The sequence below is a fragment of the Xylanibacter ruminicola genome (assembly GCF_900107775.1).
In the GTDB taxonomy this organism is placed as follows: domain Bacteria; phylum Bacteroidota; class Bacteroidia; order Bacteroidales; family Bacteroidaceae; genus Prevotella; species Prevotella ruminicola_C.
Genome location: NZ_FNRF01000002.1, coordinates 378,219 through 394,913, shown reverse-complemented (window position 1 = coordinate 394,913; position 16,695 = coordinate 378,219). Strand labels below are relative to the sequence as shown.

Annotated in this window: 11 protein-coding genes; 1 reads left to right on the top strand and 10 read right to left on the bottom strand. The window is 42.7% G+C overall.

Annotated elements, in window-relative coordinates:
• Positions 1–5: 5 nt before the first annotated feature.
• From BLU97_RS05690 to BLU97_RS05660, 7 genes are all read right to left on the bottom strand, one after another.
• Positions 6–455: a YcbK family protein gene (locus BLU97_RS05690; RefSeq protein WP_074760642.1), complete on the bottom strand. Its 450-nt coding sequence runs from the start codon at positions 453–455 to the stop codon at positions 6–8.
• Between the two features lie 59 nt (positions 456–514).
• Entirely contained in the window at positions 515–2,920 is a 2,406-nt protein-coding gene (locus BLU97_RS05685) for a BT4734/BF3469 family protein (protein WP_074760641.1), read from the bottom strand.
• A gap of 44 nt (positions 2,921–2,964) precedes the next feature.
• The gene (locus BLU97_RS05680) at positions 2,965–3,309 is read right to left on the bottom strand and encodes a hypothetical protein (protein ID WP_139208852.1); all 345 of its coding nucleotides are present in this window, start codon (positions 3,307–3,309) and stop codon (positions 2,965–2,967) included.
• A 64-nt stretch (positions 3,310–3,373) separates the two neighbouring features.
• Positions 3,374–3,685 (bottom strand): hypothetical protein, encoded by a 312-nt coding sequence (locus BLU97_RS05675; protein WP_139208850.1) that lies wholly within the window; start codon positions 3,683–3,685, stop codon positions 3,374–3,376.
• A 6-nt stretch (positions 3,686–3,691) separates the two neighbouring features.
• A complete protein-coding gene (locus tag BLU97_RS05670) occupies positions 3,692–4,039 on the bottom strand; it encodes a phage antirepressor KilAC domain-containing protein (protein WP_081352886.1) in 348 nt (115 codons plus the stop codon).
• A gap of 222 nt (positions 4,040–4,261) precedes the next feature.
• Positions 4,262–4,741, bottom strand: a complete 480-nt coding sequence (locus BLU97_RS05665; protein WP_074760637.1) for a hypothetical protein — start codon at positions 4,739–4,741, stop codon at positions 4,262–4,264.
• Between the two features lie 177 nt (positions 4,742–4,918).
• On the bottom strand, positions 4,919–5,782 hold the full coding sequence (locus BLU97_RS05660; protein WP_074760636.1) for a hypothetical protein: 864 nt from the start codon (positions 5,780–5,782) through the stop codon (positions 4,919–4,921).
• Between the two features lie 487 nt (positions 5,783–6,269).
• Between BLU97_RS05660 and BLU97_RS05655 the strand changes: the two genes are divergently transcribed.
• Positions 6,270–6,659 (top strand): pilus assembly protein HicB, encoded by a 390-nt coding sequence (locus BLU97_RS05655; protein WP_254771669.1) that lies wholly within the window; start codon positions 6,270–6,272, stop codon positions 6,657–6,659.
• Between the two features lie 698 nt (positions 6,660–7,357).
• Here BLU97_RS05655 and BLU97_RS05645 read toward each other — a convergent pair.
• Genes BLU97_RS05645 through BLU97_RS05635 form a run of 3 tightly spaced genes read right to left on the bottom strand, consistent with a single transcriptional unit; the run spans position 7,358 to position 16,647 of the window.
• On the bottom strand, positions 7,358–10,150 hold the full coding sequence (locus BLU97_RS05645; protein WP_074760634.1) for an ATP-binding protein: 2,793 nt from the start codon (positions 10,148–10,150) through the stop codon (positions 7,358–7,360).
• Between the two features lie 12 nt (positions 10,151–10,162).
• Complete coding sequence (locus BLU97_RS05640) at positions 10,163–13,207, bottom strand: DUF1156 domain-containing protein (RefSeq protein WP_139208848.1); 3,045 nt, start codon at positions 13,205–13,207, stop codon at positions 10,163–10,165.
• Positions 13,204–16,647 carry a helicase-related protein gene (locus BLU97_RS05635; RefSeq protein WP_074760632.1) on the bottom strand — a complete coding sequence of 1,148 codons (3,444 nt, stop codon included), beginning with the start codon at positions 16,645–16,647 and terminating at the stop codon, positions 13,204–13,206. The genes BLU97_RS05640 and BLU97_RS05635 overlap by 4 nt, the downstream gene beginning before the upstream one ends.
• Positions 16,648–16,695 lie beyond the last annotated feature (48 nt).

The following is a 16,695-nucleotide window of genomic DNA, read 5'->3' as shown; positions in this document are numbered from 1 at the left end:
CTTATCTACGTTTGTAAAAACGCGACCCTATGCCGATTATCCTTGGGGCGCACTGCAAAGTGCAGCCAGATGGCACCATAGCGGTTTTTCTCTATCAGCAGTTCATCAAACTCCTGCTGCGACTCCATGGCATAATTAATCAGTATCGCCGCATAGCAGATGGCCTGCTCCATGCCATTGGTGCGGATATCCGCTGCACACCCCGTTAAATGATTCGAGTTCGCCGCCCCACCAACCTTCCTGTTCAACTGTGGTGATCGATACCCCGAGTTGATGATAATAGGTTGTGAGGATCTTTCCCTCAAAACCTCCAGCCATTGGCAGAGGTTGGTGAGGTTAGCAATCGCCTCGTGACTAGGGATGTTATACACCTCAGGATACTTGCTCCTGGTGAACTCCCCCAATTTAAAATTCGGGGACAACTTTGCATCATTATTCAACTGTACTATTTCCATTTTTACATTTTCTCATTATTACATTTTTACATTTTCCAAAAGTTGCGGCGTGCGGCGTGCTAACACATCACCTTACCTGTTTTCTGATAAACCGCCTTAGTGGTACCATTCTCTACGTAGTCGCCCACCTTCTCCACAAAGTGATCCTTCACCAGACGGCTGATACGTGCCCTGGCTATATTATCCTTGGCAATCGAGAAACACAGCATCATATCCTCTACCGAGAACTCATCGGGTAAACGGTTAAAGCACTCTATAATCTTGCTGTTATGACGAACATTTGCCGCATTATCGCGCATCTGGTCGTCAAAATATTTCTCAGCCATAGCCAGAAAGTAGTGCCGCTGACAGGCATACTGTATGTTGACGATTAACTCAGCCAACTTCCAATCTACCTCGTCGGTCTCAAACTCTCCGCAGTAGTAGGCACCATCCTGATGCATCTTATCCCAGTGGCGCATCACAATAAACGGCGCGGCAAAGTTCAGCCCATGGTAGGCACAACGTTTCAGCAGCATCTCCTCAGCCTTCGAGTTGTTCTCCTTGGCATCAGCCATGCGACGTGCCGTCCAGTCGTACAGCTCATCCACAATCTTCTCCACACTCAGCACACCCTTCATACGGTCCAGCTTCTCACCCCACTCCTTTAGGCGGTTGTCGCTCTCACTGTCAACCACGCTTTCACGGGTCATCATCTCAAAGTTAGTGGGTGGCAGGGGTATACAGGTTAATCGTGTGGCCAGTCCGCTTCCAAAGTTGCGCTCGTTAATCTTTGCCCTCAAAGCCAACGGCGTTCCGGTGTAAATATAATTCCAAGTCACCACAAAATTTTCGATCACCGAGTCCATGTTCGAATAAGCCTGTCCATCCTCCTCGTTGTGGAAAGCCTTCAACTCCAACGATTGCTTATCAATCCACGAGCCACCTTTTTGAATGCTCAGGGTGTTATCCAATTCGGTATCAAAGGTGAACATGTGCAACTGCATGGGCTCGCCATCCACCTCTTCCACAGCGTTCACCATGTCCTGAATAAACTGGGCATTACTGGTGCGGGCTGGATGTACGCGTACCACCACCTTAGGTTTCTTGGGTTTCTCCTTGTTGGCACCCTTGGTCTTCATCTGCTCGCGATAGGCGTTGATGGCATCCTTACCTATGCGATCGGCAGCAATAATTGGGGCTATCAGCAGCTTATACAGGCGGGTAGCAAAACTCTTTCCGCTGGCAGGATCACCAATCACCATCACCTCGCAGTTCAGACGTCGCAGCTCCTCTGGTCGATGATAAAAACGATATCGGCATCGCGTCATCAGCGTCATCATAAACCCGCCACTCACAAACAAGGCCGAGGCATACTGGTTGCGTTTAAGCCCTTTGCACACATCGCGAAGTATCGGAAAGTCGTCAAACAGACCCTCAATCTGCTCGCCCCAATCCCACAGCCATTGGTCGATATCGTGTTCAGATTGTTCAGACGGATTCTTATGCCCCTCCAGCACACTCCGCATCGCTTTGGATAGGCCTTTGGGTGTTTCCTTGCAGGCACTTTCCACAATACTGCGAACCTCCTCTTCGCTCAGTCCCAATCGTGGCATAATCTCCATCAGCAACTGTCGGTTGTTATCGCATATCGCCCTCAAACTCACCGCCAACTGATACAGCTTCACATTCCTCTCGCCCTCCTGTGGCACCCCTCCATTCTGCCGCCACCACTCATCAATAATCTCCGAATACGCAACCCCCTTGAATGCCTTTTCCGTGACTGGGGACTGGTACCTGTCACAGGATGTGACTGGTCCCTGTCCCCTGTCGCGGTCGGTCGCCTGTCCCCTGTCGCGGCAGCCTAATTCATCTTCTCTCGTAGCCTGACTACAACCGTCTCGATATAGAGCAGTATATCGCTCAGCAAATTCCTTATTCTCATACGTAAAAAGTTCTTTATCCAAATACAAAATGTCAGATTCTTTACAAATAAAACTCATTCTGCTAGCGTCCTTGCAACTCTCGTCAACCTCCACCCCAAGCACCTTAGCCATGGCATGCTGATTGTCAATCAGGTTACCCCAGTCCAACCGTGCCTTAAACACAATCTTCAAGCCCTTACCCGAGGGCGTAATATAAACCAAAAGAATGCCATTTTTATCATTTTTACATTCTTTCATTATTACATTGTCGAATACCTCACGAGGTTTTTCGACATGGTCGATGTCCATCACCACCAATCCCGTTAACTGGGTGGCACTCTGTTTGCGCCAGGCCCCTGTTTTGCCTTTTGGAGATGTGGTTTCATCGAACGTAGCCTGGAAGATAAAGGCAGGCAGTTTTCTCTTCAACGCAGCATCGTGAGTTTCACGATACTTATCAATTTTCTCGTTCCATTCGCTTGCCTTGACGAGTGCCCAAAACTGGGCCTCGTCAACTGGCAACGTAGGATTACTAAAGTTCTTCTGGTAACAAAATCCCATAATTAATTTTCAATATTCAATGTTCAATGGTCAATGGTCAATGTCTAGCAGAACTCTTTCAGCTCCATGTCTATCAGTGCATTGTTAGCCTCGCTTGCGCTCTGCTTAAAAATGTTCATGGTATGCGCTGTTCCCAAATCCAGCGGCACGCTTACGCGCAGAATGTTGTTACGGGTACTCTGCTTAAGCCAGCCCCATGGCAGCTTTTTTATCAGTTTAGGTTTGGGTCGCTTGTAGTAGCCTGGCTGATACTTGGCCTTCTTGTAGGGCTTAAACGAGAGCTGATGCGTATCGCTATCGATAAACAGTGCACCCTCTACAGTAAGGCCTTTCTCCAAGCGGTTCATCACTTCAATAACGTTTAAGATGTTAATAAATTTCTTTCTCATTCTATTCGTGTATCTAAATTATGTGTGTGTTTCGTGTGTGTAAATCAAAGCATCAAATCAGGTATTAACCCTGGCTCTCGGTTAGGCGTTCTACGGTATAGGCAAAAGCATCAAAGTCCAACTGGTCGTCGTCATCACCACGCTCCAACTGCTGTTCCCAGAATCTCACCATTTCACGCATAAACGTATCTATGTCGATATCCAGTTTCTGCATGGCCAGTTTGTAATTGGCTATCAGTTTGCTCAGTGCATAGTTCATCGCCACCGCACAACCAATCGTAGGTCTTACCGATAGCATCGCCTGTTTCATCTCCCTGTAAATGCGATCACCCTCAGCAATATGTCGCATCGTTCTTTTTTCAAACTTTTTCATCATCAATCTTTAATGTTTAATCAACTCATTAATCATCTCCCTACCCTTCTCTGTCCACAGCAGTCTCACCTTGTACTTCAGCTGTCCGTGATACGTTATGTGGGGTTTTCGATACTCCACAGCATAGCCCTCGTTGCGATATTTGGGGGCCAGCAGATAGCGCCGCCCCTTCTTCTGGAGGATGTGAACATCACATAAGAACGAGTTCATGTCGTCGGGTTTCATGTGGTGCTGCTTTGCTATCTCCGAGATGGTGCAACATCCAGCGGTTATTCTGTTCTCGAAGGCCATCTTACTGGCTAAAATCTGCTCCGCCGCATTCAGCAAATCCTCTTCGCAAGTTACTGTTATTTTCATATTTGTTTTTGTTTTACGTCGCCTCCTTTTAAGCGACCTTTAAATGGTTTCTTTCTCTGTTTTCTTTTCTCCGTTTTTCTTCAGGCCTTCCTGAAGGTTCTTTGTATCAGTAAGTTTAAGAACACCGTCGGTTTTTTCTTTCCGACGGTGCAAAGGTATGCATACTTTCTGGTGCAGCCAGCGCTTAAAAACGTAGCGTCCGAAAAAGCGTCCGAAAAATCCTCAATAGTCCGAAAAAGCGTCCGAAACGTTCAATTTTATCTTGGTATAAGCACTCAAAAAACGTTTTAGCACGTTCTTACGGCGCATCACCTCATCAGCCGAAGGATGATCGCTAAACGTCCACTCTGGGAATTTGCCAAACGTGCGGGTAATACCATCGTACAGCGTATTTCTTCCAGGCAGCTTATCTATACCAATCTCTCTTAAATAAGCCAGGAACTCCGATGGATAATAGAAAAAGCCCATGCCCTTTATCACCCCCTCGTTTGCACCTCTCATAATATAGGTATAGTCGCCAGGATGCTTAAACACCCTATCCTCTCGCAGTTTCTTGATAGCCAACGCCACGCATCTGTCTATCACATCGCGCGTCTCAACCACCATGCTGGTCCCCACCACTTTTACGGCAGGACAAAGACGCAACATTCCCATAAAAGGCTCGTAAGCCTCATCCTCAATTTCAATTACAATTTGTTTCATTCTTGCTTCACGTTTGCGAAACAGAATGGGCCCATACCTGTCTCAGACATTAAAAATATCGGTCGCAAAAGTACAAATAATCAGGATATCAACACAAAAAAATTACTGGTGTTATCCGGCAAAATTAAAAACCGGGAAACACCAGTAACCAACAGCTAGTAACTGCTTTTCGTGAAGTTAGAATGCGTTGCTAAATTGTTCTGCCAGGCCTTTATATGCCTCGTCGTTCACAAACAGGTCTTTAGCCAAATTAGTGTAATCGTTAAACGACGACACCGAGATAAGTCCCTCCTTATGGCAAACTTTATTAAAAGCAATCATTGTGGGCCGATACAACATCTTTTTATCCTGCAAAAATCTAACAGGGCGCATAATATCCTTTGGCGTCATCTTTCCTTTCTCCTGGATAATCAGCCAGTGCACAAGCTTCTCCTTGTTGTTAACACTAGGATGCACATAATCCAGCAAGTTGTCCGATTTACGTTTGTTATTCATCACCTCATTCCCAACTGCTTCGAATTTTTCCTCCAGCATCTCAAATCCAAAGTCGTTCATCGGGTTAAAGGGACGATCGGCCATTCCCTTCAGATACGAGTGAACAAAGTCTTCCTCCCAATAAATCCGCTCAGTACACGGTTCAAACACTACCGAGATATTATTCTCACTCAGTCCCCAGTTCATTGATTGCTTCACCATATCTGCAATCATATCCACATTGTGCATAGCCTTATTATGGCAGAATATCGCAACATAAGGCGGATACTTTCTGCAGCTCAGATTAATGCCCACAATGGCATAATTAAAATTGCCATCAACAAACTCTCCCACATTGATAACGGCCATACCACCCTGCGCCATCATCCCATAATGGCGCGAGTAATGTTTTCCATTTCGTGGGTTTACAAACGTAAGCGTTTTACGGTTTTTAAAGTCGTTCTTCATTATAGTCTTAAGCATTTGGGTGCCATCGGTAGCCACCTCATTGCCAAACAAGTCGGGTAAGCTTTGCACATACCTGAGAAAAAAGATCTTGATTTCCATATGTTTTAGTTTACTTTTTGATGTTAATATTTTAGTTATTATTCTAATTTATGGTGCAAATATATAGATTCTCTTCCAAACAAAAACAAGCATTCCAATCTTTTTTATCTACAAATTCCAAAAATTTCCAGCTCAAATCCTTGGTTTTTCCAATAGATTCACTATTTTACTACACATACCTGCTGCGAGTCGCAGCACCCCACCAAAAAACGCCCACATTTTGTAAATAAAACGTAGAAAATCCACTAGACAATAAAATTTTTCGCCAAATCCCAAATTGTAATCTCCGACCTTACAAAATCGACCTAAAGACAAACTAATCAGCAAATTATTGACATCAAGCGATCATTTTATGTTAAATATGTATAACAATAACAATATTGTTACTATTTTGTTTGTATGTTAGCAACAAAATCGTTACTTTTGCTAGTGTTGGAGGGCTTTTAGATGGTTTAAAACAATGAATAATATGAAGGTTGAAGCAATTGTGGAAAGAACAGACAATGGTTATTACTCCATTGCATGCGATGCCCAGATTGGAAACTTCTGTTTGGGTGGGTATGGAAACAGTGTTGACGAAGCCAAAGCCGACATGGCAGCTATCGTGAAGGAAGCTCAGGAAGAATACGTGAAAGAACACGGCAGTCTTCCCAAGAATCTTCAGGAAATCAAGATTGAGTACAAATACGATCTACAGTCCTTTTTCAATTACTTCGAATGGATTAACATCAGCAAATTTGCCAAGTTTGCAGGTATCAACGAAAGTAAAATGCGCCAATACAAGATAGGTGCTGCCTATGCAGGCGAAAAGACCAAAGAAAAAATCTTGGTAGCCATCCAAAAAATGAGCGCAGATCTAGCTGCCGTTTCATTATAGAATCAAATAATGTGGTCGCAAATTGCGGCCACATTTATTCTGACACATCTACAACATTCATATAAAGAGTAATCATAAATCTCTTTTTCTTTGTGACCTAGCCTTCCTTATCTTTCTCAGCATTCTAGAATCTCCATGCGCCACATACACAACATAAGCAAAAAGAATCAGGATAACCGTAACAATAAGAAGCGTCCACCACTTGAATACATAAATAATAACATAAATTACAAGCAAGGCAAGAATTACCTTGCCTATTTTGGTGTTAAACAGCAGCCATATATAAGGAAAAGCGCTCATAATTATTCTTTATTGATAGCCATGTTGATTATACATTAACTTGTCGTTACTTTCGTTTCCTCATTCCCCCCATAGGCGTCGAGATTATCTTTATCCACTCACTAGGCTTTGCGTTGTTTAATGAGGTTCTTGTTTTTTTTACAATCTCATTAAGTGTGGGTTTTGAATAATCTCTCACACTTTTAGCTAAACTCCTCAGCCTGCTACCAGGTACACTTGAATAAAAGTTTCTTTTTTGCGTCATATTGTTCCTTAGATTGTTTCTAATGGCAAATATAGTAAATATTTCAGAGAAAACAAACTTTTAATTCAAGATAATGCTAATAATTCGATAAATAACGAAAAAAAGGAGCAAATACAAATGATGCTTGCCCCTCTTGCGGTATCTAATGCGGAAGTCATTCTTCTACTTCGAAGTTTAATCCTAGCTGTGATGCAGATTCTTTTACGCTCTTTACGATTGGTGAATTGTCTGCCAACTGGCTAACACTATTGTTTGACGCCGTAAACTTTACCTCTATCTTCAGATTGTTATTCTTTAGAGTATTAATAAAACTGGGGAACAATTGGTGATAGTTCTCTACAGGTATACTTCCGCTAATCGTAACTTTCTTATATACTTTCGACGCAGGAGTTGGTTCCGGAGTTGGTTCCGTATCTCCGCCAGAAGTTGGCTCTGGAGTTGGACCAGGTGTTGGTTCCGGAGTGGGACCTCCAGCAGGTTTTGGCATTACTGACGGGTCTAGCAACCAATACCCCTCCTCAGTAGGATTCAGGAATGTTACACGCTCCTCATGATAAATTCGTGAATATGGAGCGCTTGCGCCAGTTCCCACATTCCACATACCTTCCTCGCAATACCTGTTTACTGTATCAGTAATAGCCTCAGCGTTCAAAATCATTGGTTTGTCATCAAAACGTAGGAATGCTTCATACAAGTCGTTAACCTTTACTGGCTTCTCTACAGTTGGCATCAGGCCATGACGGTTGATAATATTCAAGCCGATACGGCGTAGTACCCAACCGTTTTCATGCAATTCATTTAATGTATTCACCGAAATCTGACTGGCAAATTCAGAGGCAAACGAAACAATTTCTTGTGTTTGCAGGTTATCACGAACACATTTCACAACTGTATTATATGCATGAATTAACTGTTCTCTAGCTGCATCCCCACTCTGCTTCTTTCTATCCAGCACATCCTTTCGCTGTTCGGCATCCAGCTGTCCACTATACTCACTCAATATTTTGTCGCAAGCCAGATACTCTCTAAGCTTCATGCTTAAAGCGGCCTTGCCAGCCTCAGAACATACTAGATACAGCATGGTATTACGATAAACACGCTGCGACGAGCCCTTCATCTGTGCCATCTGCTTAATTGCATATTGGGCAGAACGGCTCACTTCACCTCCTGCAGCAACTGTAAACTTAGGATGCATAACAACAAACGTAAGCTGTTTCTGCTCAGGGACATCTCCTGATGGATCAACCAAGACTTTCGCTTTCGCAACATTCGCTACAGACTGTTTCACTATTTGTAATATCTCGGCATTTATATCATCCTCTTTAACATCACCTTTAGCCTGGTTAATGAGAATATTGATGTTAGGCTTTGATTGGAACCAGAAACTCTGCTCACCACCAATGTTGCTACGATACATATAATGTACCACATTTTCCAGCTGGAAAAGCACCGAATCTATGTCGCTATGCTGAAAAGCATCCGGCTTTAGTAAGCACAACTTCAGGTCCTTTAGTGATAGGCCTTTCTTGGACGACGAACCTACCGAAGCCATAAGCACTGTTGTTGTAACAGCTGTTGCCAAATGATAATTACCTATATTTCCTCCTGCGTTATTCTCGTCTACCTTATAGGCATTACTTATCGAACCAATTACATCAGCATGCATTACCGAATCCCATTGAGACCCCATCAGACTTGTAATCTGACTTTGCAGCGCTGGAAGGTTTTCCAACTGTATATCGCAGGTTTGTATTAAAGCCTGCGTACCCACTAATGAATTCTTTCGCATCCACAAATCCTTAACAATGCTTGCCAATAATCGCAGCACACCTCTTGTACGCTGGAACCTTGAATCACTTCCCCAGCGCACATGGAACATATTTATTAATTCTGGATGGAAAGGATAAGCTTTCTTAATACGCTCAGCATAAGCCACACGATCAGCCTCAGTAGGTAACGCGTCACGACGATTGTGGTACATATCTTTATACTTTCGAGCTACCTGCTCGATGGCATCCTCATTGGTTATTCGGTCAAATAGCCTACGACGAACCACCTCATATATTTCTTCATCTTCTACAGGTTTTACGCTGGCACCAACACGAACAACTCGCGTTTCGAGTGACGAAAGGATTTCCTGGCCAATCTCGCTCGATGAAACCTCGCGTGCACTAGCAGGAAGCGTGCAGATAAGCATAGTTTGTGGGACAGAAGAAACCACCTCGGTGAGAGTTTGTACAAAGCTATTTGTTTGTGTAAACAATGTGCCGCTACCAACAATCTTACCGCTAGCCTTATTACAATAGTCGGCCAACTCGTCAATCAGTATTAGGGCAGGTTTAGCTTTCTCCAATACTGCCATAAATTTCTGGGCATTTGGAGCAATCATCTGCTCGTCATCGCTGCGCATCAGTTCGTAACCTTCACGCCCACCTAGTTGCCAAGCTAATTCTCCCCAAAGAGTATGTGTAACGATATCATCTGCTACACGATGGCCATCCACAACATTTACTGTATTCTGTGTAAATACGGCCACCTTAGCATTACTGAATTGAGGCATATCGCCTGGTTCAAGTATGGTTTGTGCCACACCTAAATCTTTAAACGCTGCACTATCCTTTACAACATGGTAAAGCGTTATAAGCGAGTGCGTTTTACCGCCTCCGAATCCTGTTTGGAGTGATATCACTCGGTTCTGACTCTCCTTACCATTTAGAGCCTGCACCACGCGACGCACCAAGTCTTTGATACCATCTGTAAGATAAGTACATTCAAAAAAGTACTTTATGTCCTGATACACCACAGGAGCAATGCCTGTAGCTACAGCCTCAACATTAGCAGCAAATACACTCTCGTCTAATACCCCATTACGAATATCAGCCTGGGGCACTACTACATTAAACCATGCAGGCAGTACACCTCCATTATTCAGCAATCCATTATCCATAGTTCTAACATTTTATTCACCAAAATCTAATTCACCCTCCTTAGGCACATATGCTTCTTTACATCTCTGTCTATACATTTCTGCATTTGCAAGAATACCCTTAGCAGCAGTCAAGTCCTTACCTTCTGGTAAATGACCTTGCAAGAAATCTAACAATCGCCATTGTGGTGCATCGCTCTGAGGGCACAACTCTCTTACCATCTTATTCATAAGCGCCTCATCGCCACCCAAATAAGCAAGCATCATTCTATGAACTTGCGAAATCAAGTAATCTGTAGGCAGAGTACCCCAATTTCGGTTAGCGCCCACATGCTCTTCGGCTGTAGCGAGGTGTTGTTTGTTTCCGTCAGTTATCAGCAACTTATCGCTTTGTAGACTGCGAATTTCCACGTTTACGCCAACGCGGGTATACTTGTTAACGTCATCAAAATCGCATTCTGACATGCCATTCATCTGAAGCCAACCACAATAGAACTTGGTTTGTGGCTCACCAGGCACACCTTCAAGTAATGCCTGAGCAGCACTTTCGCGTGCAAATTCCAAAAGCTGTCCAACACTTACGGGATCGCCTTCAGCAGTTTCCACTCGTTTATACTGTCCGAATGCGCTTACAGCTTGGCCAAAACAAGCCGTTAGCAAGTCTGCACCTCGGAATCCTAACCCATAAAGTTTTTCTACTTCAGCTTTTACCAAGTTGCGAATATTACGTTTTACATCATCAAAATCGGCATACCCTTTGCGCTCTGATGGACGACATGCAACAGTAACTGACGATTCTAATGCAGCACCGCCTAAAGCCAACATTCTGACATTCCTTTCAGTATCCATAGGCCAAGAACCTGTGATATTCATTCTAGCACCAAGAATTGAATTACAAAGAGTTGTCCAAGCTTGTGTGCTTTGATGAGCAAACATAATACTTACAATATCTTTAGTTTGTTCTTCTATCGCATCAAATATTTGAGTAAGCTTATTCTCAAAATGAGATTTTGCTTCCTCCTCACTATCATTATGATGGTGTTTTAAAGCTGTACATTCCTCTGATTTTGGAGTCTGTGGAGTAGCAAAACATATTGGAAACACTTCACCTATCATTTGTTTCAACCATATATAAAAGAAATCTGATATATCTGCATATGCAATAGCATCATAATATGGAGGGTCTGTGACAACAGATGATATTTCTTTTGATCCGAACTGGTTTTTTTCACCACTTGAGGCATTAAAAAAACTAGCTACAAATGGAGTAATGCTTTCAGATTCAATATATCGAAGCACCCAGTCTAATTGGTTCAAAGCACTACCTGAACTTGAGCAGAAAGGATTTGATTCAGGATAATCTGCAGTCATCGCTATAGCTTGCCTACCAAACAGGTGAACTATAGCAGCTACTTTAGGACTCCATCTACCAAATGACGTATTTAAAAGTATTATTCTATCAATCCATAACGCAAGCAATGCTTTAAGAGCACTTCCATAGCAATTTGGCTCAAAATTATTAATTATTTTATGATAGATTCTTATTATTTTATTAATAACAAAAATTTGTCTGTCTGTAAACAAATCACCCCATTGACTATAGCCCCATGAGAACGTGTCGCCTCCACCAGAATTCTTATGCATTTTCCCTGCAGGACGAATAATTGGATCTAGTTTTTGCTGAATTTGTTGTATTTGACTTTCTGTTGGAACACAATACTTCTTACCTCTCTCCTGCTCGTATATAATAGAAACCAATCTTGGCTTAAGACCATTTGTATTTGATTGACGTTTAATAATATCAATACTAGTAATACTTCCGCAACAAGGGCATGTTAATGTTCCTCTATTATTCCATCCTTTCCTTAATGGTGATTTTCCTTCTTTAATCTCAAATTCTATACGAGATCCAAAAATTTTTGGTTCAAGGTGCACACGAGCTGATGATGTATTTGCTAATTCAAATCCCTTTAATAGAGGGACTTCTGCTCCACAAGATGGGTTGGAGCATTTTGCAGTTCTTACCCAATAATATGCAACAGGCTTGTTTCCTTTTTCATCAGCCGGATAAAGATAACCAACTTCTTTTTCTGTCTCAGCCAATATCTTCTTGGCATAATACTCAACATCAAAAGCCAGGCGATTAGGTATATGATAACTTTTTCCATCGAAGGTTATACCTCGACCATCCTCCTGAGCCATTTTTATACCCTCATCGCCATATAGCTTTTCAAACTCCTCCTTACTATATACGATAGGCTTACCATACTTCTGAGGAAACTCAGCTGAACCTCGTTCAATAATATGAGCCACAGGATTAATATCGTTACCATAGCTACGACAGCCTAAACGTGCTGCCTCCAAGGGAATAGCGCCACCACCTGCAAAGGGGTCGAATACCGATGGCATTTCGTTCTGGAATGCATCAATAACTACCTGCAGTTGTGCTTCGCGCTGCTTTACCTCATCTGTTTCAATATGGCGATCCTTTAATTCATACAGCTGCTTTTCTGCAGCTGGTATAGCATCATAAAGGCGGTTGAATTCTGCATGCAATTCCTCCCATGTAGCAGATGGGCGTTTGTCGCTCTGATAGGCTACAAATATCAGTTCTCTGGCCAAACGGAGAATCTTGGGATTATTCTTATTCTCCCATTTAATAAGCGACCAATCATCCAATTGTTCTTTTGGTGATGTTGCCTTACCAGCAATCATATCAGCCTGGCATTTCATAGAGAACTTGCCTATAAACATCATCAGTCGATTACGATGATTATCCTCCATCTCGTCAACTATGCTGGTATAAGGGATATCCTTATAAGGCATATAATGCAATTTAGCAAGGCCTTCATTCAACAGCATCTCTACAGCATACTTAAATGCCTCGGGACAATTATCATCTAGTGGATCTGGCACCAAACTAGCAAACACAACTGCACGACAAACAGGTAATGGACGACGAGCCCACCATGGATGTAATGTTGATATATGTCCATGATGAATAGTCTTATCACGGACACTTTCTGCTGAAATTTCTTTGATGGGCAATGCCACCTCTATAAGTTTCTTAGCTTTCATAATTCGTTTATATTATTCTGCCATTCCTCTAATGGGAGATAGAACTGAACACCTTTGGTTTTCTGTTCAAAGTTCAACCTATTGGCAGGGTTGTTTATTATATTCAATTTAGGATCTGACTTACAATCAGTTACAATATAAAGCCAGGCTCTGTTTCCAAGCTGAGCCAAACGATTCATTTCGTTTTCCGACAGCATGACGCCATCAGTACCAGCACGGCCTTTTACCTCTATGTATCGTTTCTGGCCCAAAGTATCAATACTCTTAATGTCGTAACCTACATTATCTTTTGAAACATCCTCTGGAGTGCGACCGTTGGCCTGTTCGTATTCCATAGCCACCTGCATGCCGATAGCCTCTACCTCATCATCGCGGCTCATACCAAAACTATGTTGATATTCCATTTGATTAAGAGGTACAACGTAGGCACAACCTAACACTTCGGGTGCTGTTGGCGAAAGGTCCATACCCTCATCCAATTCTTTTAGTCGTTCAACTTTACGCTCCTTAAGTTCTTTTAAGCGAGCCTCTTTTGCTTCCAACTTCTGCTGGGCTTTTTCGTCATCGCCAATAAACACTTTTGCTTGAAGTTCATTGATTTCACCCTGCATATCAAAGATAATCTGCTGGAAGGCCGACTGTAGGTATTCCCTACGACGGGCTGTATCCTCCTCTACCAATTGCTGTGTTTGAACAAGCATCGGTTCGGTAATATTTTCAAAAGTCCAACTAACTACATCATCTTCATTAACAACATCTGGTGGAGTAATCTCTTTAGCAAATGCAGCAGGCGGACATAGATCGAGCAACTTGGCTGGCGAAGTCTGACGGAATTCACCATCCTGCTGACATACCAGCGACAGCAACTCGTTTACTACATTCTGTTCTCCATCCTGAATTATTTTGTTGTCCTTAATTTGATTCTTTACAAAGAAAGCGAAATAAGGATGCTTATCTTCTGGAGATACAAGCACTGTACCCTTAAGCATCTCGTCGCGGAACTGGTCGCAGACTACATCAACCAGACTATCAAAAAGTGCATTACCCGGATTAATGTAATGAGCTCTTCCATATTGAGCAGTTGAAGCCTGATACTCCAAGAACAACTGCTTATCGAAGAAGAAATACAGCTGGGTGAGATTTTCAGCATAGATATTATACTTGTCGCGCAATCGCTTAGAAATCAACTCAGGTATTACATCTATCTGATATATTCCATCTGAGAGTTCGCGGTATTGGCCACCAAGGTACCTGAATGCTTTCTCAAAAAACAGCCTGATATAAATGGGCTGTAGGCGACGCTCGTCGCTGTCCTCTTTTAGCAGACGTGCTTCCTTGTAATCAACAACAGTATGCGCCATAGCTTTGCCTTGTTCTTCGATGCTTTTTTTGAACATTCCGCTTAATTCAGATGTTGACTTATCGATAAAGGCATCAAGATCACTCTCGCGACCATTAAGAACAGAGTCAATAATACTATCAAGCGCAACACCCTTTAGCACATCTTGTATTACATCATAAACACGATCATCGCCAAGCTGTTCGCGAATAATATCCAACTTAGTAAGCAATTTCTTCAAGACTTGACCCTCACGTGTATTATCAGCAACCATATTAAAAACCATTACATCGCTTTTCTGTCCATAACGATGTATACGTCCCATACGCTGTTCCAAACGATTGGGGTTCCAGGGTATATCCCAGTTTATCAGCAATCTACAGAATTGCAGATTGATACCTTCGCCAGCAGCATCGGTACAGATAAGTATCTGAGTATCAGGCGTCATAAACTGACATTGAGACTGGCGGCGCTCGTCTACCGACATGCCTCCATGTATGGTAGCTACTGTGTAACCATTATTTTGTAAGCGCTCCTGCAGGTACAACAACGTGTCTTTATGCTCGGTAAAGATAACCAACTTTTCACCATCTATAACCCCCTGCGAGGTAAGCAAATGCTTAAGTTCCTTATACTTCTGCTCTTCCTGTTGCTGATTATATAGTGAGTCAGCCAGCAAGTATAGTTCCTTAACCTCTTGGGTCTCGGCCTTAATCTCGCTAGGACTCTTTGATGTAGTGAAAAGCTTTAGCTTCTTTGGGTCTGATAGGATATTATCGAGTGCATCGCGCTCATCATCCTCCAGATCATCGAGCTCGTCAATATTAATATCGTCGAAGTCCTCAAGCTTGATACGCTGTTTCCAAAGCGATGGGTTCTTCTCCAGTTCATCTGTTAATCCCTGCAGAGCAGTCCAACGTTTATGTAGCGTATTGCGGATGGCAAAAATACTACTAACCAGTCTGCGCTGCATAACCTGAAGTGCCAAAGATACATGGATATTCTTAGACTGTGCAGCCTCTTCCTTTCGCTTTGTAAGATACTGGGTTACTGCATCATACAGTCGTTTCTCGTCTGGGGTAAGATTGTAACTGGTAGTCTTGGTGTGACGTTTCTTATACAACGGATTACCATCCCAGTCCTTCATATCCTCTTTTAATCTACGGATAAAAAACTTATTAGCACCAGTCTCGCTTAGCTCACGTACACGTTCAGTTACAAGATCAGCTGTGGCAAAAATGTCTTCATCAAGCAGCTGGAGCAGACGTTTAAAAGTATCTTTACGACCACGATGAGGTGTAGCTGTAAGCAACAGCAAATGTTCGCACTGGTGCGACAGCATATGCGCAACCTCATATCGTTTTGACTTATAGATCTTCTCACCATATTCGTATGCCGACAATTTATGCGCCTCATCGAAAATAACCATATCCCAGCTGGTCTTCGACAAAACATTCATTATGTCTTCGCGGCAAACAAAATCTATACTAGCAACTACCCTATTGCTATTTTGAAAGACTGTAGGTTCTGATGAGAATACACTACGATTGACAAGTTTAAATGGAATATTAAACTTGACGCCCATTTCATCCTCCTGCCATTGCTTGGTAAGTCCGCCAGGAGTAATAATCAGGACACGTTCAACATAATGACGTAATAACAACTCCTTGAGTAGCAGTCCAGTCATGATGGTTTTTCCAGCACCTGTATCATCAGCCAGCAAGAATCTAATCTTAGGCTGTGGAAGCAAGAATTTATATACTGCTTCCACCTGGTGTGGCAATGGGTCGACAACACTACAGTTTATAGCGAAAAGAGGATCAAACTGATAAGCCGACTTTATTCGCTCAGCCTCGGCAAAAAGTACAAATTGCTCGGGATTACCTTTGAAATTAAACTCACCATCAGCAGTAAGTAATTCCAAAGAATCAATTTGCTCGATGGTTATTATTTTTGATCCAGCACGGCGGCTATTCACTCCCGTATACGAAAGTGAATACTTCGAGCCCAGTTTCTGAATCTTGGTTATTTCCACAGATTCATTGGGTATAAGGCCGGCAACAATACTGCCAACCTCTATTTTTAGCGTTTGATCGGTCATTGTGGTAGGGACTAATCATTCATTAAATTGTTATTCGCAGACTATAAA